This window comes from Streptomyces sp. NPDC002958, assembly GCF_055563255.1.
Window position 1 is genome coordinate 159320 of sequence record NZ_JBVHDS010000012.1, and the last position, 19236, is coordinate 178555.

General features: G+C 70.1%; 14 protein-coding genes. 5 read left to right on the plus strand and 9 right to left on the minus strand.

Annotation, left to right across the window (positions count from 1 at the left end; translation table 11 throughout):
* Positions 1–186: 186 nt before the first annotated feature.
* Both ACZ3IC_RS22015 and ACZ3IC_RS22020 read left to right on the plus strand, forming a co-directional pair.
* Positions 187–1014, plus strand: coding sequence for a maleylpyruvate isomerase family mycothiol-dependent enzyme (locus ACZ3IC_RS22015; protein WP_467418351.1), 828 nt, complete (start codon positions 187–189; stop codon positions 1012–1014).
* Between the two features lie 156 nt (positions 1015–1170).
* Positions 1171–2901: a tetratricopeptide repeat protein gene (locus ACZ3IC_RS22020; protein WP_467418353.1), complete on the plus strand. Its 1731-nt coding sequence runs from the start codon at positions 1171–1173 to the stop codon at positions 2899–2901.
* 27 nt (positions 2902–2928) lie between these two features.
* Here the strand turns inward: ACZ3IC_RS22020 and ACZ3IC_RS22025 are convergent, their stop codons facing one another.
* Both ACZ3IC_RS22025 and ACZ3IC_RS22030 read right to left on the minus strand, forming a co-directional pair.
* Positions 2929–4206, minus strand: a complete 1278-nt coding sequence (locus ACZ3IC_RS22025) for a hypothetical protein (protein WP_467418355.1) — start codon at positions 4204–4206, stop codon at positions 2929–2931.
* Between the two features lie 680 nt (positions 4207–4886).
* Complete coding sequence (locus ACZ3IC_RS22030) at positions 4887–5366, minus strand: GtrA domain-containing protein (RefSeq protein ID WP_467418357.1); 480 nt, start codon at positions 5364–5366, stop codon at positions 4887–4889.
* A 700-nt stretch (positions 5367–6066) separates the two neighbouring features.
* On the opposite strand from ACZ3IC_RS22030, the gene ACZ3IC_RS22035 reads away from it, so the two are divergent.
* Positions 6067–8124, plus strand: coding sequence for a phosphocholine-specific phospholipase C (locus ACZ3IC_RS22035; protein ID WP_467418359.1), 2058 nt, complete (start codon positions 6067–6069; stop codon positions 8122–8124).
* 56 nt (positions 8125–8180) lie between these two features.
* Here the strand turns inward: ACZ3IC_RS22035 and ACZ3IC_RS22040 are convergent, their stop codons facing one another.
* From ACZ3IC_RS22040 to xylB, 5 genes are all read right to left on the minus strand, one after another.
* Positions 8181–8717: a DUF4232 domain-containing protein gene (locus ACZ3IC_RS22040; protein WP_467418361.1), complete on the minus strand. Its 537-nt coding sequence runs from the start codon at positions 8715–8717 to the stop codon at positions 8181–8183.
* Between the two features lie 241 nt (positions 8718–8958).
* A complete protein-coding gene (locus tag ACZ3IC_RS22045) occupies positions 8959–10326 on the minus strand; it encodes a cytochrome P450 (protein WP_467418363.1) in 1368 nt (455 codons plus the stop codon).
* A gap of 318 nt (positions 10327–10644) precedes the next feature.
* Complete coding sequence (locus ACZ3IC_RS22050; RefSeq protein ID WP_467418385.1) at positions 10645–11490, minus strand: hypothetical protein; 846 nt, start codon at positions 11488–11490, stop codon at positions 10645–10647.
* Between the two features lie 2 nt (positions 11491–11492).
* Positions 11493–12770 carry a VWA domain-containing protein gene (locus tag ACZ3IC_RS22055; RefSeq protein WP_467418365.1) on the minus strand — a complete coding sequence of 426 codons (1278 nt, stop codon included), beginning with the start codon at positions 12768–12770 and terminating at the stop codon, positions 11493–11495.
* Between the two features lie 171 nt (positions 12771–12941).
* The gene (gene xylB / locus ACZ3IC_RS22060; protein ID WP_467418367.1) at positions 12942–14423 is read right to left on the minus strand and encodes a xylulokinase; all 1482 of its coding nucleotides are present in this window, start codon (positions 14421–14423) and stop codon (positions 12942–12944) included.
* A 300-nt stretch (positions 14424–14723) separates the two neighbouring features.
* Here xylB and xylA point away from each other — a divergent pair, with 300 nt between their 5' ends.
* Entirely contained in the window at positions 14724–15893 is a 1170-nt protein-coding gene (gene xylA / locus ACZ3IC_RS22065; RefSeq protein WP_467418368.1) for a xylose isomerase, read from the plus strand.
* 119 nt (positions 15894–16012) lie between these two features.
* On the opposite strand, the gene ACZ3IC_RS22070 is transcribed toward xylA, so the two are convergent.
* On the minus strand, positions 16013–17296 hold the full coding sequence (locus tag ACZ3IC_RS22070; protein ID WP_467418370.1) for an ROK family protein: 1284 nt from the start codon (positions 17294–17296) through the stop codon (positions 16013–16015).
* A 349-nt stretch (positions 17297–17645) separates the two neighbouring features.
* Between ACZ3IC_RS22070 and ACZ3IC_RS22075 the strand changes: the two genes are divergently transcribed.
* A complete protein-coding gene (locus tag ACZ3IC_RS22075; protein WP_467418372.1) occupies positions 17646–18629 on the plus strand; it encodes an LURP-one-related family protein in 984 nt (327 codons plus the stop codon).
* A gap of 287 nt (positions 18630–18916) precedes the next feature.
* Here ACZ3IC_RS22075 and ACZ3IC_RS22080 read toward each other — a convergent pair whose 3' ends face one another.
* Positions 18917–19135, minus strand: coding sequence for a hypothetical protein (locus tag ACZ3IC_RS22080; RefSeq protein WP_467418374.1), 219 nt, complete (start codon positions 19133–19135; stop codon positions 18917–18919).
* Positions 19136–19236: the final 101 nt, after the last annotated feature.

Sequence of the window (19236 nt, forward strand, 5' to 3'; positions counted from 1 at the left end):
CTTCGAGCGCGCACCGCTCAGGTCCGTGTGCGGTAGGGGATGACCGCTGCCGTTCTGGTGCCGGCTCTTGTCGCAGGCCGCGCCGCCTGGTCTGGTGTACCGCGGGCACCGTGGGTGATCCGTGACGAGGTCCGCGGCCGGGCTGCGCGCATCCGGCGTACAGACGCGGTCGGGGCGGGGAGAAACGTGGAATCAGTGACCGGACACGAGGTACGAGGCACGCTGCCCGAAAGGCTCGGCGAGGCGATACGCGCCACCGCCGAGGAGATTGCCGAGGTGCTGCGCGGGGTGGCCGACACGGGCGTGCCGGTGCCCGGCTCGGAGTGGACCGTCGGGCAGGCGGCAGCGCATCTGGCGCAGGCCAACGAGCTGATGGCCGACATCGCGGCCGGGCAGGAACGCGGCTACGGCGACGGAACGCCGCAGAGTCTGGCCGAAGCCAATGAGCGCGCGCTCGCCGGCTTCGGGGAGCGGGCCGCCGATCCGCTGGCCGAGATGATCGTGACGCACGCGGACGCGTACCTCACGGCGGTGGACCGGTGCACGGCGGACGAGAACGGGATGGTGGTCACCCCGTTGGGTCCGATGAGCCGGGCGGTGCTGGGCTCGTACCTGCTGACACACATGCTCGGCCATGGTTACGACCTCGCCCGTGCGCTCGGTCGCCCGCACATGCTCGACCGGAGGCGCGTCGAGCTGTCGCTGCGTTTCCTGATTACGGCGATGCCCCGGGTGACCGACGCCGCTGCCATCGCCCGGCTGACCGCCCGATACACGATCCGCCTGTGGGGCGGCGCCCGCTTCGGCGTCACGTTCACCGATGGCGTCGTATCCGTCACCCCGCAGCCGCCCACCCGCCCGGACTGCACCATCCTCGTCGAGCCGGTCACCTTCCTCCTGATGGCACTCGGCCGGTGCAACCCATGGGGAGCCATGGCCCGCGGCCGTGTCCTCGCCTGGGGCCGCAAAGCCTGGCTCGCTCCCCGCTTCCCGAAGCTGTTCAAGGCGCCCTGAGGGGCGGGCGGAGTTCCGGCGTCGAACCAGGATGGTCATCATGGCCACGTCCAAGGGAGAACGACCAATCTGACGCTAACGTTGATCCGCACGGTGGCAGCGGCGGTGCCGGGGAGGGCGCATCGCGCGGAACACCGGGAACGAGGAGTGCGCGACATGCTCGATCCCACTTCGGTGGCGGCGATTTCTGCGGTACTCGGCGCAGTTGGTGCGGGGATGGCCAACGAGGCAGGCAAGTGGGCCTGGGAGTCGACCGGTAGCGTCGTACGGAGAATCGTCGGCCGGGAGGTCCCCGCGCCCGTCGCCCCGGAGGAACGGGACGACGTGGCCCGCATGGTCTACGAGCAGATCCGTACGAATCCGCAACTTGCCGCCTCCTGGAGCACGTTCGCGTCAAGAGTGCACGGAGGGCCGAATCCGGCCCGAGCCGCGCAGTCTCACCTCCGGCCCGGGGTGTTCACGATCGTCGTCGCCCGGACCCCGTTCCCCGGCCTCGACGCGGTAAGGATTCCCGTCGGTCCGCTCACGGACAAGGACGCCGTGCGTCTGCTCACTGATATCACCGGCAAATCCACCGTCGCCGCAGCCCGTGCCACGCTGCCTTCGCTGCTCGCACGATGCGGCGGATCGCCGTACGCCCTGCGTGCCGCAGCGGACCGGCTCTCCGCCCCCACGCTTCCGCCGCGTCAGGCCGCACCGGACAGCGACCCGGTACAAGGGGCGGCGGAGGACAGCTATCAGCTTCTGACGCCGGAATCCGCCCAGCTGTACCGGCTGATGGCACTGCGCGGCTGGCCCGCCTTCGACGCCGTGACGGCCGGACGGGCCACCGGCCAGGACCCGGCGGTCACGGCGGAACTCCTGGCGGATCTCGCCGACAGGATGCTCCTGGAACGCAGTCGGAGCGGAACCGACGACGGCCGTTACCACTACCGCCCCGGGGTCCGTGCACACGCCGAGGCGACAGCGATCCGCGAGGACGGAATCGCGGCCTGCTCCGCAGCTCTCACCCGTATGCTGCTCGCCTATGCGGACCTGGCGACATCGGCGGCTCACCAGGCACTCCCGGAGAGCTGGCGCGTCCCGGCACCCGACGAGGACCGGACCGGGCAGAGGTACGAGGACCGGGGCGCCGCCCTCGACGCGTTGCTCGCGGAGCTGGGCAATCTGGTCGAGGCCGTTCGCTGCGCCGAGGAGTCCGGCGACCCGGACACCGCCGTACGTCTGGGCCGTTCCCTGTGGCCGCTGCAGCTCAAGGCGGGCCACCACGAAATGCTGCTGCCGGCGCTGCGCATCGGAGCGCGTCTCGCCGACGCCCATCTCCCGGGCAGCCGCGACGCCGGAGCACTCCACGCCCAACTGGCGCACTCACTGACCGAGTTGGGGCGTTGGGAGGAAGCGGAGATGGAAACGCTGGCGGCTGCGCGGGCCGAGGAGTCGGCCATCCACAAGCGAGGCCATGCCTCGGCCGTGGAGTTCCTGGGATTGCTCAGGCTGCGTCAGTGGCGATACCAGGAGGCGTACGAATGCTTCGACGCGGCGGGCGGCATCCTGAACACGATGGGCGCACACGACGAGGGGACCGCCGACCTGCCGCGTGCCCAGGCCCTGTTGGAACGCCATCGCGGCCGAGCGCTGCGCGGGCTCGGACAAGGCCAGGAGGCCCGCGAGAGGCTGGAGACCGCACTGCGTCACTTCCGGGCGAACGGCGATGCGTACAACACGGCCCGGACGCTCACCGATCTGGCCGAAACCCGCTTGGACGAAGAGGACACCGAAGCGGCACTGCCGCTGATCGACGAGGCGATCACCACGCTCGACGGCCAGCGCGCGGAGTACCACCTGTCGCATCTGCGACGTATGAGAGAACGCTGTGTCACCCCGTAAGCTCTCTCCCCGCCTCTGACATCCCCGTCATTCCGGGGGTGTCAGAGGGACAACCCGCACCCGGTGAAGCCGGGTACCTGTCCGCACGGAGAGTCCGTCGGCCATCGCCTGCGCGAGCCGCTTGCCGACTGCGCCCGCGCCGGGGCTGCCGGTCGCCAGCCAGGCGTACAGAGCAGAGGCGTACGCGGCGGGGTCCGGACCGGACATGCCTCCCGCATCGGCACCGGCCGCCGCCACCACCCGGAGCGGCTCCTCGCCACGCACTCGGACCACACACGTGGACGGCCCGGTCACATAGGCCGCAAGGGAACAGCCCTGATGGCGCCGGAGCACCTCGGCGGTCCAGATCGACGGAGAGCCGAAGCGAGGGTCGTCGGGTGCCCCGTCCCGGAAGATGACATCTGCCAGATCCAACTGGTCCACGTCACGGGTGTCCTCGTGCACGGCGACATGCAATTCCCCGTGGTGATCCGGGCCCACCATCGGCCGCGGGCCCGCCCGGCGACTGACCGCAATCTCACCCGGCCCGAGGACCTGCGACAGTACGTGAAAGGGAACGGTGGCCGTTGTGGCCTCGTAATCCGGCAGCGGGAGGGGCTTCAGCGAAGCCGGCCAACCGGGCTCCGGCGCACCCATCATCGAGTAGAAGAGCCGACGCAACCGGGCCGCTGATTCACCCGGCACGGAGGTGGTGAACCCGGCAGGCCCCGACAACGGCCGGTGACGGCGGACAAGTTCGCCGATCTGCGCCGACAGCGACGCGTCGGGGTCGAGCCGCGGAGCTTCCCGCATGAACGCGGAGATCGGCGCATCGGGATCGAGGGCGTCGAGCGGCGCGGCACCCAGGAGCACGGGAGTGCCGAGGGCGGCAGCGTAGTAGGTGACGGAACCGTGATCCCCGATCACCACATCGGCGGCCAGCAGAGCCTGCCGCCACCCCTTCAGCGGATCGATCAGCGCCAGCCCGCCGCGCAGCGCGCGATCGAGCCAGGCGCGGATCTGGCCGGGGCCGTGGCCGTGCCAGATGTTCGGGTGCAGCACGGCGGCAAACCGGTACTCGTCCACAGGAAACTCGGCAGAGACCCGGTCCAGCAGCGCGGCCACCACGTCACCGCCGCCCCCGCCATCACCGAAGAGCGACTCGGAGTTCCAGGTCGAATTCAGCAGGACCAACTGCTGTCCGGGCCGCACACCCAACGCACGGCGGAAGCGCTCGCGATAGGGACGGGCGGCGAGCATGCGGTCGAAGCAGGGGTCCCCGGCGAGTACGGCTGTCGGCGCCGCCTCGGGACAGGCGATACGCAACCGTTCGTACTGCTCGGGATGGGAGAGGACGAGCGCGTCCGCGACAGGAGTTCCCCGCGACAGAAGCCACTCCGGCGCGAGCCCGAAAACGGGCGCAGGAGCCCCCGCCCCCGTCCCGGTATCCGGTATCCGGTATTGCCAGCCTCTTAGTGTATCCAACGCCGTGCGAAAGGATGGCCAACTTGCCGGTGAAGATGTCAAGTTGGCCGCCAAAACTGGCTGAGACGACCAGGTCGACCTCTGTCTCGGCCGCCTGTTCCCACGGCAGGACCGGCACCCCGGTGTCGGCCAGCAACTCGGCTGTGCCGGCCGCGAAGGCCGACGAGCCCGTACAGGTCACCAGCAACTGGACGCGCCAGTCGTCGTCGAACAGGGGCAGCACATCGAGCAGCCGGGTCGCGGCGGTCACGTTGTGCACGACAACGAGGACCCGCAGACACTTCCCCCGGGTCGCCCACCGCGCCGCATCATCCCCCACCGGCACCCGCACCCACCCGGCCCGCCCGTATTCCATCCGCACACCCCTCATCCGCCCCGGCCCACCCGTGGGACCGATGCCGCCCACGTGACCGGCCAGGATAGTCAACCAGCGCGACCACCGCGCCGACCACGGGGCGGAGCGGAGCCGACAGGGGATGACGGAGCGACGCGCATCCGACGGACGTCCCGGGCGTCACCCGTCACGCTGCCATCGCAACTGCGGCCTTGCTCAGCGAGTCATCGCGCGAGGGGGCCTGCTTCCGGTCGCCGAAGACAACGACGCGCAGCAGCGCGAACCGTCCGATCCCTGCCAGGGCGGACGCCGACAGATAGACCGCCTGCTCGATCAGGGGCGAGGGCTCGGACCGGACGGCGTGCAGACAGAGCAGCGCCCCCGTCGTGAACGCATAGCTCACGGCGACGGTCATCCCGGACTGAAGATGGACCCCCCACCCCTTCCGCTCGCTCCGGAAGGAGACCCGCCCGTGCAACTCGGTCGCGATCACTGTGGAAACGACGGTGATCAGCGCGTTGGCGACGGCCATCGGTATCCGCTCGCTGAGCAGTACGAGCGCCCAGCTCGACGCAAGCCCGACACCGCCACCACACACGACGAACCGCACAAAGGCCGCGACGAGCGGGCGAAAGGTGCGCGTCTGCCTGCGCGATGGGGCGGTCACCAGGGGCCTCCGTAGGCTGATGTGTGGAGCGGTGTTTCGATTCCACCGCAGAACCTACGGAGCCGGCGTCGTCCGGACGACCGGGTTTTTCCCCAACTTCCCTAGGGGATTTCCCTGCGTAATCCCTGCCATCGACGCCGACTTCTACGAGCCGGACGTCATCCTTGCCGAGGCCTCGAAGACACTCGACTTCGACCGGCCTGTGGCCCTGATGCTGCTCGGTACTCGGTCACGCGGGCGACTTCTCGCGGGCCCGTGAGGTGGTGGGCCGGCTGATGGCGGGCCTGCCGTCCGGCAGCTACCTCGTGGTGTACGACGGCACGCGTACCAGCGAGGCCTGATCACCGCGGAGAAGGCATACATCGAGAGCGGCACAGTGCCGTATTTCGTCCCCGAGCCGAGCGAGATCGTCACGCTCTTGGCCGGGCGGCGGATTCTCGACCCCGGCTTCGTTCGGCTCAGTGAGTGGCGTCCCGACGCCGACAGCGCGAGCGTGCCCGCCGATGGGGGGCGGCCGTGTCTGCGGCGCGGCTCCTGCCGCGGCCGCGCCCGCCGCACCGGTCACGCACCAGCCCGCCGACTGCTGTTCGGCGGATCGCCACAGTGTCCACACCGCTTCGGTCTTACGCAGGCCGGCGGACTCTGGAACACTCCAGTCGCTCTCGCCCCACACCTCCTCACCCCGCAGAGGTCCTGACTCATGGCTGAACTCGACCGACGCCGTTTCATGCAACTCGCCGGAGGCGCAGCCGCCTTCACCATGCTGTCGAACAGCATCGCCCGCGCTGCCTCCCTCCCTGCGAAAGGTGCCACCGGAACCCTTGAGGACGTCGAGCACATCGTCGTGCTGATGCAGGAGAACCGCTCGTTCGACCACTACTTCGGCACACTCAGGGGTGTGCGCGGGTTCGGTGACCCACGGCCGGTGACATTACCCAGCGGTAAACCGGTGTGGCACCAGGCCTCCGGCACCAAGGAAGTGCTGCCGTTCCGGCCCACGGCCGACGACCTCGGGCTCCAGTTCATCCAGGATCTCAACCACGACTGGGCGGGCAGCCACTGGGCGTTCAACAAGGGCAAGTACGACCAGTGGGTCCCCGCCAAGTCGGCGACGACGATGGCTTACCTCACCCGCGAGGACATACCGTTCCACTACGCCCTCGCCGACGCGTTCACCGTCTGCGACGCGTACCACTGCTCCTTCATCGGCTCCACGGACCCCAACCGCTACTACATGTGGACCGGATACACCGGAAACGACGGCACCGGCGGCGGCCCCGTGCTCGGGAACGACGAGGCAGGGTACGGGTGGACGACGTACCCCGAACGGCTGGAGAAGGCCGGGGTGTCCTGGAAGATCTATCAGGACATCGGCGACGGGCTCGACGCCGCCGGGTCCTGGGGTTGGATCAGCGACGCATACCGCGGGAACTACGGCGACAACTCGCTGCTCTACTTCAACAATTACCGCAATGCCAAGCCCGGCGACCCTCTCTACGACAAGGCGCGCACCGGGACCGACGCCAAGAACGGCGACGGGCTCTTCGACAGGCTCCGGGCCGATGTGAAGGCCGGGACCCTGCCGAAGATCTCCTGGATCGCCGCCCCGGAAGCCTTCAGCGAGCACCCCAACTGGCCGGCGAACTACGGTGCCTGGTACATCGCGCAGGTGCTGGACGCGCTGACGTCCAATGCGGAGGTGTGGGGGAGGACCGCCCTGTTCATCACGTACGACGAGAACGACGGCTTCTTCGACCACATCGTGCCGCCGTACCCGCCGTCCGGGGCCGCGCAGGGGCTGTCCACCGTGACGACCTCCGCCGACTACTTTGCGGGCAGAATAGGTTACGCCGCAGGCCCGTACGGTCTGGGGCAGCGCGTGCCGATGCTGGTCGTCTCGCCATGGAGCACCGGAGGGTTCTCCTGCTCCGAGGTCTTCGACCACACCTCGATCATCCGGTTCATGGAACGTCGCTTCGGGGTGAAGGAACCGAACATCTCGCCCTGGCGTCGCGCCGTCTGCGGTGATCTCACCTCCGCGTTCGACTTCGGCCGTACGGACATCGCCCCGGCCGCCCTGCCCTCCACGGCCGGGTACCTGCCCCCGGACCGCAACCGGCACCCCGACTACGTGCCCGTGCCGCCCGCCGTCGGTAGTATGCCGAAGCAGGAACCGGGCTCCCGGCCCACCCGGCCGCTCCCGTACGCACTGTTCGTGGACGGCTCGGCGAACCCGGCCACCGGAAAGTACGGCCTCACCTTCAGCGGTGGCGGCGCTGCCGGGGCGCAGTTCCTGGTGACGTCCGCCAACCGTACCGACGGGCCGTGGACGTACACCACCGAGGCGGGCAAGAGCCTCTCCGACGCCTGGAACACGGCCTATTCGAGCGGTGTGACCAACCTCAGCGTGTACGGCCCGAACGGCTTCCTCCGCACCTTCAAGGGGCCCGGCCGGACGGCGGGGCCCGAGGTGACCGCCCGTCACAACTCCACTGACGGTCATCTTGACCTGACGATGAATCATGCCGGTTCCGGAGACGTCCATTTGACCGTGCGCGACGCATACACCGGATCCGCCCAGACGTTCACGGTACGCGCGGGCGCGACCGTGACCCACTCGGTGGACCTGCGGGGAAGCAGCCGCTGGTACGACATCTCGGTGGTCTCCGACACGGACAGCACATTCCTGCGCCGCTTCGCCGGACACGTCGAGACGGGCGAGGCGGGTACGAGCGATCCGGCCCTGATCACCGGCTGAACCGCAGTCCGGGCGGGCCGGGGCGGGGGCAGGTGTCCATGCCCCCGCCCCGCCTGTCAGCCCAACGCGTCCGCCAGGGCGCTGTCCGCCGCAGCGCGCGACTCCTGCCAGAGCGTGGTGACCGGCACCCACACATGGACACCCCCGGTCATGCCCACGGTGGCCGCACGGAAGGTGACGCCCAGGTGGGAGGGGTCGGCCGAGACGGACAGGCTGCCGACGACATGCCCTTCGATGGCCGCCGGGTCCGCAGTGCGGACTGCGGCGTATGCGCGCTCGCCCCGCGCGAGGACGTAGGGTCCGCTCTCGGCAGGCGGCACGGCTTCGGCGGAGCCGTCCAGGCCCCGGAAGGTGATCGTCGGGATCCGGTCCACGACACAGGCCCGGTCGCCATGGTTGGTGACGCTGATGCGGGCGACGTTCCGCTGCCCGCCGGGTGAGGCATGCACGTCGAGGGCCTTCTCCGGACAGATCCCGGGGAGGCTCACGGCTCGGGTGGCTGCGGTGCCGGTCGTGGCCGACGCCGCGGTGGCGGTCGGCGTCAGGGCGGCTGCGACGGTGAGCGCGGGGACGAGAGCGGAGTGGAGACGCATGGTGTTTCTCCCGTTGGATCGACAGCCTGCGGATGCGGCCGGACGGCCCTGCGGCCGGTGAGGCCGACATCGTCAGTGTGACCGGTGTACCCCGATCTTCGCGACAGATCGGACATATCGTTTCGATATATCTGGCGTCGCCACGCACCCCCATTTGCCCGGGCGCCGGCGCGCTGCCCGGCGGACGGGGTGCTGGGCGGGGGTGCGGGAGAACGCCGCGGCCACCCCACCCCGTGCACCGCTACCGCGCCCGGAGCGTCGCCATCACCTCGCGGTCCGGCTGCAGTGTCAGCGCCGGTACGGGGTTGATGGTGCCCGGATCCACGTCCAGTTCGAAACGGCGTGCCAGCACGGCCAGGATCAGCACCGCCTCGACCATCGCGAACCGCGTGCCCAGACAGACCCGGGGGCCGCCGCCGAACGGGAACCAGGCGTACTCCGCGATGTCGTCACCCTCCTCCGGATCCCAGCGCTCGGGCCGGAACTTCTCCGGCTCGGGAAACCACCGCTCGTCACGGTGCGTCGCCCACTGGCTGGTCCACACCCTGGTGCCCTCCGGCATCGGGACACCGCCGATCCGCGCACCCTCCTTGGCGATGCCGGTGATCAGCCAGATCGTCGGGTAGAGACGCAGGGTCTCCTTGACCACCGACTGGGTGTACGTCAGCCGCGCGTAGTCGTCGAACTCCGGCTCCCGATCGCCGAGCACCCGGTCCAGCTCCTCGGTGAGCGCGGCGCGCGCCCGCGGATTGCGGGACAGTAGATACCAGGCCCACACCAGCGTGGAACTGGTCGTCTCGTGCCCGCCGATGTACAGGGTGACCGTCTCGTCGCGTATCTCCTGGTCCGTGAGGTGCGTACCCGTCTCGTCGACTGCGGTCAGTAGCCGGCTCAGCAGGTCGGGGCGATCGTCCTCGCCGTCTCGGTGACGGGCGACGACCCGGCCCACCTCGGCGTCGATGACCGCGGCGGCCTTCTTGATCCTGGCCCGGCCCGGCGTCGGCACCCAGTCCGGCAACAGCGCGCCGATACCGGCGAACTCCTTGCCGATCTCCTGCTGCGCCACATCCATCGCCCGGCCCATCGCATCGGCGTCGGCCGGGGTGTCGACGCCGAAGATCGTACGGACCGCGATCCGCTGCGTCAGCGCAGCCATCTCCCGCTTGATGTCGACGCGTTCACCGCCGGACCAGGTGTCCGCCAGCTCCACCGCACTGTTCGCCATCGTCGTCGCGTACGACCGCACCTGCTTGGGGCGTACGGATGGCTGAACCAGCGACCGCTTCCGCCGCCAGTCCGTACCACGGGCGACTACCACCCCGTTGCCCATCACCGTGCGGAACGCGATGCCGAGTGCGGGTTGGTCGAAGGTGCGTTCCGTCTCGGTGAGCAGCTCGCCTATGCACTCCGGATCGGCTATGTACACACACCGGTTGGGACCGAATCGCCAGCCGACCATGTCCCCGTGACCGCGCAGCCGCTCGAAGAAGGCGAGGGGATCCTTCGCGAACCGGGGAAGGTTCCCGAGGAATGGCAGCCCCTTCGGGCCCGGCACGATCGTGTGGCGTCGAGGCTCGGCATCGACGGCCTGACCGGTCTCCGTGGACATGAAAGTCTCCGCTCCCTTGTGGCGCACCCGATTCGGCACGCAGCGACCTGACTTCAGAAGTACCGCGCGGCACCGACGTTGTCATCGGCCGTGTGCGGTACGTGAGTTGCCGAGGGTATCGGTCGCCTTGCGGGAGGGCGCGCGGGCGGGAGGGATCGCGGGCGGTCGGGCGCGCGAGGAGACGTGTCCGTCATGGCCGGACGGGCTCGGCTCCAGAGCCCGTCCGGCGATGCGGTTCGGTGGGCTCCCGGTCCTGAGCCCGTTCCGTGATGCGGTTCGGTGGGCTCCAGGTCCTGAGCCCGTCCCGTGATGTGCGGGTCAGATGCCCGGCGGGACCCGGGACGGTCTGCCGTTGCCGCGGGTGAGGGAGTAGCCGAAGACGGCCGCGAGCGCTCCCAGGACTCCGCCGCCGACCGTCCACAACCAGCGGTCGGTCCACCAGCCGGAGGCCCAGCCGTCCTCGGGCTCGCTGCCCAGCGCGACCTCGGCCGACGCGTCATCGCCACTCGTGGCCGAGGCGTCCGAGGCGTCCGAAGCCTGCTCGACGGAGGACACACCGGGGACCAGCGGCTCGGCGAGTGTGCCGTCCACATCCGCGGCGCCGCCCTTGTCGGCCGCCGTGACCTCGACCTCGGTCTGCACCGGAAGACCGAGGTCCGCCGAGGGCAGATCGACGACTGTGAGGCGTACGTAGTAGCTGCCCGGCAGCGGGTCGTTGGCCCACGGCTCGGACCAGGCGCGGACGGTCCGCAGCACGCAGGTCAGCTCGACCGTCGAGGCATCGGCCGCCGCCTTGCCGGTCTGGCGGCCGTACATGCAGGCCTGACGGCGCCGCAGTCCGTCGTACACGTCGACCTGCCAGGTCGACGCACCGTGCCGGGTGGCGCTCTGAGGCAGGGTGATCTTCGCCTTGACGGTGGCCCGCTGGCCCGCATCGGCGGGGAACACCCAGTAGAGGTAGTCACCCGTGGACGCCCCGGCGGTGGCGCGCTGGTTCTGCTGGATCGCCGTGGCCGTACGGAAGGTGGTGCCGGCCTCGGTGGGGCCGGGCGCGCCGTCGGAGCTCGGGCTCGCCGACGGATCGTCGGCCGTGGCAGAGCCCGCCGAGGTCAGCAGGGCGAGGCCGGCCAGCAGCGTACCCGCGAGTACACGTGTCGTACGCATCATCAGTTGGTCCTCCAGACGGCGATGCGCCAGCGCGAGATCCAGCCGGCCAGCAGCCCCGCGACCAGTCCGGTGAGAACCAGTACGCCCAGCAGCCACCAGCCGCGGCCGAGACCGAACGCGGCGACATCGGCGGCGTCGTCCGGGGCGTCCACCAGGTCCACGGTCAGCTCGACGGGCATGCCGGGCGCGGTCTTCACCGAGGCGGGGGCCGAGAAGGAGTTGCTGACCTGGAGGCACACGGTCTCGGCGGCGGGCTTGTCGCCGTTGTCCGTGTCGTCCTGCTCGGGCTTCGGGTAGCGCAGGCCGGAGGAGATCGCATCGGTGCGGCCGGTGCCCGACTCCGAACCCCGGACGATTTCCCGGCCGTGCACGGTCACCGCCCGCAGCAGTACGCCGTAGTCGTTGTTCACGGCTCGGTCCGCCGAGACGCTGACCGAGGCGCGCAGCTCCTGACCGGGCAGCACATCCACCCGGTACCAGCGGTGCTCGCCGAACTTCTCCCGGTCGGTGTACAGGCCCGCCTTGAGCTCGGGTGCAGTGGAGCAGCGGTCCGCGCCCTCGGTCGCCACGGGAGTGACGACGGGTTCGGCCGCCCGGTCGACCAACTGCTTGACGCGGCCGGAGAGTTCATCGGTGTGCTGGACGGCGGTGTAGGTGCCGCCGGTGGCCTCGGCGATACAGGTCAGTTGCTCGCGGATCTTCGTGTTCGGCACCAGGCCCAGCGTGTCGATGACGAGGTGGATACCACGGGCCGCGATGTCACGTGCCACCTCGCACGGGTCGAGCGGGCCGCAGGTGTCCTCGCCGTCGGTGATCAGTACGATCCGGCGGGTGGAGTCGCCGCCTTCGAGGTCGTCGGCGGCGCCCAGCAGGGCCGGGCCGATCGGGGTCCAGCCGGTGGGGGCCAGGGTGGCGACCGCGGTCTTCGCCTCGGTGCGGTCCAGCGGGCCGACCGGGTAGAGCTGCTTGGTGTCCTTGCAACCGACCTTTCGGTCATCACCCGGGTAGTCGGCGCCGAGCGTCCGGATGCCGAGCTCCACCTCCTCGGGTACCGCGTCCAGGACCTCGTTGAACGCCTGCTTCGCCGCGGCCATCCGGGACTGGCCGTCGATGTCACGGGTCCGCATGGAGCCGCTGACGTCGAGCACCAGCTCGACCTTGGGGGAGGCTTTGGCGGGGGCTTCATCGGCTGCGGCGGGGAGCGCCGAGCCGAGCCCGGCGGTCAGGGTGGCGAGCAGGATACCCACCCCGACCGTCAGCCTTCTTCTTATGATCATCGCCGGATACTAGTGAAGATCGCTTCGCAGGCCCAAACCGGTCCGGAGGTGGTCGGGGGACCGTTGACCGGGGCCCGCGAGGTGAAGTGACAGTCAGTCAGTGACGCTTGTTGGGTGTGCAGAGGTGTGTGCCGCCACGCAGGAATGCGGCGCGTGCGGGGTGCGCGGGTGTCAGGCCCCGTCCAGTAAGGGGCCCGTGGCCCGTTCCAGCAACGTGCCGACCCGCTCCCAGGTAGCCGAGTCCCTTTTCACGGAAGGGAGTTGGGTTGCTTCGCCGGTGTCCCAGCCGGTGGCGATCGCGACCGGGTCCTCGCCGGTGGCCGCGGCAGCGGCCAGTGCGGCCGCGCCCAGCGCCACCAGTTCGCCGCTGCCGGACACGATCACCGGCCGACCGGAGAGCCGCCGTACGGTCTCCACCCAGGTGCGCCCCTGGGCGCCGCCGCCGATCAGGCGCAGCGGCCGGGCGGCCACCTCGGGGTCGGTCGGGTCGAGGCCGCAGGCCAGCAGGAGTTCGTCGAGGGCACGCAGCACGGTGACGACCGCGCCCTCGTAGGCGGCGCCGAGGAGCTGCTGCGGGGTGGTGTCGTGCCGGAGCCCGGTGAGCAGGCCGGAGGCGGTGGGCAGATCGGGGGTGCGCTCGCCGTCGAGGTAGGGGAGGAGCACCGCCTCGCCGCCGGGGGCCGCGTCGTCGCGCTCCAGGCCGAGCAGTGCGGCGACCTTGTCCACGGCGAGCGTGCAGTTGAGGGTGCAGGCCAGCGGGAGGTACGTACCGTCCGCCGCGGCGAAGCCGGAGAGCGCCGTCGATGTGGGCCGGGCACGGGAGGCGGCGAACACCGTTCCCGAGGTGCCGAGGCTGAGGGCGGGGTGGTCCAGCAGCCCGGTGCCGCCCAGTCCGAGGCCGACGGCGGCGCTCATGTTGTCCCCGGTGCCCGCGGCCACGGCGATGCCGGCGGGCAGGCCGAGCGCGTCGGCCGCTTCGGCGGTCAGCGAACCGACGCGGCTCGCGCCGGTATCGGCGACCTTGGGCAGTAACGCGGCGTCCAGGCTGAGGAGTTCGAGCAGTTCGGGGTCGTACGCACCGGTCGCGGTGGAGTACCAGCCGGTGCCCGAGGCGTCTCCGGGGTCGGTGACGGCGGCGCCCGCGAGGCGCTCGGTCAGGAAGTCATGGGGGAGGCGGACGGCCGCGGCCGCGGCGGCGTTCTCCGGTTCGTTCTCCCGCAGCCACTGCCACTTCGACGCGGTGATGGAGGCCACCGGCACCGATCCGGTCCGCGCGGTCCAGGCGTCGGCGCCGCCCAGTGCCTCGGTGAGGGCGGCGGCCTGCGGGGCGGCGCGGGTGTCGTTCCACAGCATCGCCGGGCGCAGTGGACGCCCCGCCCCGTCGAGGACGACCAGCCCGTGCTGCTGCCCGGCGACCGCGATACCGGTCACGGCGGAGGTGGCGATGCTGGACTCCTTCAGCCCGGCGGCCACGGCGTCGCGCAGTGCCTGCCACCAGGCCTCCGGGTCGCTCTCGCGGGTGCCCGCCTCGCCGGTGACGACATGCGGTGCGCGGCCGACGGCGAGCAGCCGACCGGTCCCGGTGTCGACGAAGGCGGCTTTGGTGGATTGGGTGGAGCTGTCCACACCGATGACGACGGTACGCGGCGGCATGGGTGACCTCATTCCTGTGCTACGGGCCTGTGCTGCGGGGAGGCGGACGCGCGGAGATACATGCGGGGGCGTACATGGCTTCGGGGCGCGGCTACTGGGGGTGCCGTCGCATGGATTTGATCGTGTGAAAAACAAATTACGCGATCGAGCCCGTCCGGAACAGTGATCGTTCTGGATTTTCACTGACGACGGGTTACGCCCCGAAAGGGCTCGGTGCATGATTAGTCATGCCAGTAAACAAATAGGGTTCGGCCATTTCGACCGGTCAAGGAACCCGACAGCGCTGAAGGCGGCCAGACGATGACGGAACCCTTCATGCCCACCCCCGAGGACAAGTTCACCTTCGGACTGTGGACGGTGGGCTGGCAGGGACGCGACCCGTTCGGTGACGCGACGCGCACGGCGATCGATCCGGTCGACTCCGTGCAGCGGCTCGCGGAACTGGGTGCGTACGGCGTGACATTCCATGACGACGACCTGTTCCCGTTCGGCTCGACGGACACCGAGCGCGAAGCGATCGTGAAGCGGTTCCGGCAGGCGCTGGACGCAGCAGGACTCGTCGTCCCCATGGCGACGACGAACCTCTTCACGCACCCGGTGTTCAAGGACGGCGCGTTCACCGCCAACGACCGGGCCGTACGCCGCTACGCCCTGCGCAAGACCCTGCGCAACATCGACCTCGCCGTCGAGCTCGGCGCCACCACCTATGTGGCCTGGGGCGGCCGTGAGGGCTCCGAGTCCGGCGCCGCCAAGGACGTCCGGGTCGCCCTCGACCGCATGAAGGAAGCCTTCGATCTGCTCGGCGATTACGTGACCGAGCAGGGGTACGACCTGAAGTTCGCCATCGAGCCCAAGCCGAACGAGCCGCGTGGCGACATCCTGCTGCCGACCATCGGCCACGCACTCGCCTTCATCGAGCGCCTTGAGCGCCCGGAGCTGGTCGGCGTCAACCCGGAGACCGGGCACGAACAGATGGCCGGGCTGAACTTCCCGCACGGCATCGCGCAGGCACTCTGGGCGGGCAAGCTCTTCCACATCGACCTGAACGGTCAGTCCGGCATCAAGTACGACCAGGACCTGCGCTTCGGCGCCGGTGACCTGCGCCAGGCGTTCTGGCTCGTCGACCTGCTGGAGACGGCCGGTTACCAGGGCCCGCGGCACTTCGACTTCAAGCCGCCTCGGACCGAGGACTACGACGGTGTCTGGGCCTCGGCCGCGGGCTGCATGCGCAACTACCTGATCCTCAAGGAGCGCGCCGCCGCCTTCCGCGCCGACCCCGCCGTGCAGGAGGCGCTGCGCGCGTCCCGGCTCGACGAGCTGGCCCGCCCCACCGCCGAGGACGGCGTGGCCGGGCTGCTGGCCGACCGGTCGGCGTTCGAGGAGTTCGACGTGAACGCGGCTGCGGAACGAGGGATGGCGTTCGAGGTCCTGGACCAGTTGGCGATGGACCACCTGCTCGGGGTCCGCTGATCTCGGACCGCAGTGACGCGCGGCCAAGGGGTGGGCCGGACACCAGGTGTCCGGTTCACCCCCATTTTTTGCCATCACGTGGATCGGCCGGTTGCCCGGCCCGCATACGGCACGGCGGGTCAGCTGGTTGTCCGGCCCGCATCCGGTGCGGGCGGGTCAGCTGGTTGTCCGGCCCCCGCGTACGCCACCGGGTCGGCCAGTACCGCCGTCGTCACCAGCGCCGCAGCGCCCCGCGCCGCGTCGCCCGCGACGGATGAGGCGCGCAGCCGTCCGCTGCCCGGGGACCAGAGGCCGGACACCACCCGGCCGGTCAGTTCCTCGGCGGCGGGCGGCGACAGCCACGGCATCAGGTTCCGGTAGATGCCACCGAGCACCACCGCGTCCGGGTCGAGCAGATTCACCGTCCCGGACAGTACCCGCCCCAGCATCCGGCCGGCCTCCGTGACAGCGGCCACCGCCCGCTCGTCCCCGGCCAGGGCGCGCCGCTCCAGCTCGGCCACCCCGGCGCCGCTGCCGGACTCCTCGATCCCGGCGGCCCGCAGGAGCGCCGCCTGCCCCGCGTACTGTTCCAGACAGCCGCGCGAGCCGCACCGGCACTCCGGTCCCTCCGCGTCCACCACCACATGCCCGATCTCCCCGGCGAACCCGTGCGCCCCGCGCAGGAGTTCACCGTTGATGACCAGGGCGCCACCGACGCCGATCTCGCCCGTCAGATAGAGGAAACTGCGGACCGAGTCGAGCCCGCCGAACCAGAGCTCGGCCAGTGCCGCCAGATTGGCCTCATTCTCCGAACTCACCGGCAGCGCCTCGCGACCGGGGCGCTCGGCGGCGAGCGAAGCGGCGAAGAGTTCCTCGGCCGGAACCTGGTTCCATCCCAGGTTGGGTGCCTGACGCACCGCACCCCCGGAGACCAGACCGGGGAGCGCGAGCGCCACCCCGGCCGGGAACAGTTCCTGCTCGCGCGCCGACTCCAGGGTGCGCGCGGCGATCCCGGCTGCGCGCGCCAGCACCTCCGCGGGCGGTGCGCCGCGGTTGTCGAGGTGCTCGGTGAGCCGTACCCGGCCGGTGCCCGCCAGATCGACGACACAGACTGACACGTAGTCGATGTTGACCTCCACACCGAGCCCGGCAGGCCCCGTGCGCGCCACCTTGAGCGCGGTACCGGGGCGCCCCGCATGCCCGCTGAAGGTCTTGCCGGACTCGGTGAGGAACCCTGTGTCGAGAAGCTGCTCGACGAGCGAGGACACCGCGGCCCGGGTCAGCCCCACCCGCGCGGCGACTCCGGCCCTGGTCGCCCCGCCCTTGTCCTCGTCACGGACGGCCCGCAGCACCAGACTGAGGTTGCTCCGGCGCACGGTGTCCTTGTCGGCCTTGGGCCCCAGCGGTGTGAGGTTGCTCTTCATATCGGATCTGAGCCTATGCGATCCCTTGTGCGACCAGGCCTGTGAGCTGGTGAGCTTCTGTGGGCTGTGGCCTGTGATCTGTAGGCCTTGAGGGCCGTTCGCCGCCTCATCGCCGGGGCGGGCCGTTCGCGGGGGAGGGAACCCACCGCGAACGGGCCGCCGGTGAACTCAGAGCGTTCGGTGCTCAGTCCGCCGAAGCGCGGACGATCTGCCGCTGTCGGTGCGTTCGTTCGCTCAGCCTGTTCATTTCCGCCATCGTACGTGGTGTGTGAAGTCTCAACTAGGGGTGAAATCCGTGGATGTGCGCGGTGTGGCCTCCGTTGTCGGAGGGCCGGGATAGTGTGCCCCGGTGACAACGCACTCGAACATATCTGCGGGCTGGTATCCGGATCCGCACGGCGCGTCCCAGTTGCTGCGCTACTGGGACGGCTCCCAGTGGACCGAGCACACCAACCCGGCCGGTGGGCAGCAGCCCCAGGCCGCGGCCCAGACGCAGGTGCCCGCTCAGGACCAGGTACCTCAGCAGCAGGTCGCTCCGCAGCATCAGCAGGCGGCTCCTCAGTATCAGCAGGCCGCGCCTCAGCAGCAGGCCGCCTACCAGCAAGCAGGGGTTCCGCCCCAGCAGGTCGCTCCGCAGCAGCCCGCGGATTTGCCGCAGCAGGCCGTTCCGCAGCAGCCCGGGGTTTTGCCGCAGCAGTCGGTCCAGCCTCAGCAGGCCGGCGCTCCCGGCGCGGGCTCGCTCTTCAATCAGCAGGTCCTGGTCGTGAATCAGAAGGCCAAGCTGCTTGAGGTGACGAGCGAGTACAGCGTCTTCGACCAGCACGGCAACACCGTCGGCTCGGTGGTCCAGGTCGGCCAGAGCGCCCTGCGCAAGGTGCTGCGCTTCGTGAGCAGCATCGACCAGTACCTGACCCATCGCCTCGAGATCCGTGACGCGTACGGTCAGCCACAACTCCTGCTGACCCGCCCGGCGAAGTTCATCAAGTCCAAGGTCATCGTGCAGCGCCCCGACGGGCAGCCGGTGGGTGAGATCGTCCAGCAGAATGTCATCGGCAAGATCAACTTCGCGATCATGGTGGACGGTCGGCAGATCGGCGCGATCAAGGCGGAGAACTGGCGTGCCTGGAACTTCGCGATCGTCGACCACAACGACGCCGAGGTGGCCCGGATCACCAAGACCTGGGAAGGCCTTGCGAAGACGCTGTTCACCACGGCGGACAACTATGTGCTGCAGATCCACTACCAGCTGCCCGAGCCGCTGCTGAGCCTCGTAGTGGCAACGGCCCTGACCGTGGACACCGCCCTCAAGCAGGACGCCCGCGGCCTCGGCTGACGCGGGTACGCGGGTGCCTCCTTGCAGGATCTCCGCGCAAGGGGGGCTTGCACACCGCCGAATACCGCGGACACCTGCGCGGGCGGCTGACCGACACACCGAGGCGGGTGGCCGCGCTCGCCGCCGCCCGTCCGGCAGACCCGTGAACACGCGGCGCAGTACCGACTGGGCCCTCCGCGTGAAGGTACGGAGGTGCTCAAGGCGGTCGGGGCGCGGAAGTCGGTCGGAGGGAGCGCGGTCATCGCCAGTCCGGCGCCCAAATGGGGCAGGCGGCAGGTGGCAGGCGGTCAGCCGCGGTCCAGCGCACGGTCGGTGAGGGTGCCCGCGCAGCCGGTGTACCGGGCTGGGTCGGTCAGTTCGGACAGGGCGAGACCGGCGAGTTCGGGCTCCTCGTCCAGTACATCGGCGAGGGCGTCGGCCAGATCCGTGGTCTCCGCGCGGGCCCGCACTGCGGCGCCCATCAGAACCTCCTGGGCGCGCTTGCGGCCGATCCGTTCGGCGAACACGGCGGCTAGTACTGCAACCGCATCTGCCGTGACGGGTGCTGGATTTGCTCGTTGTTCCGACTGTGCGATGAATCGTTGACGGTTGAGCAGGTCGAGTCGTG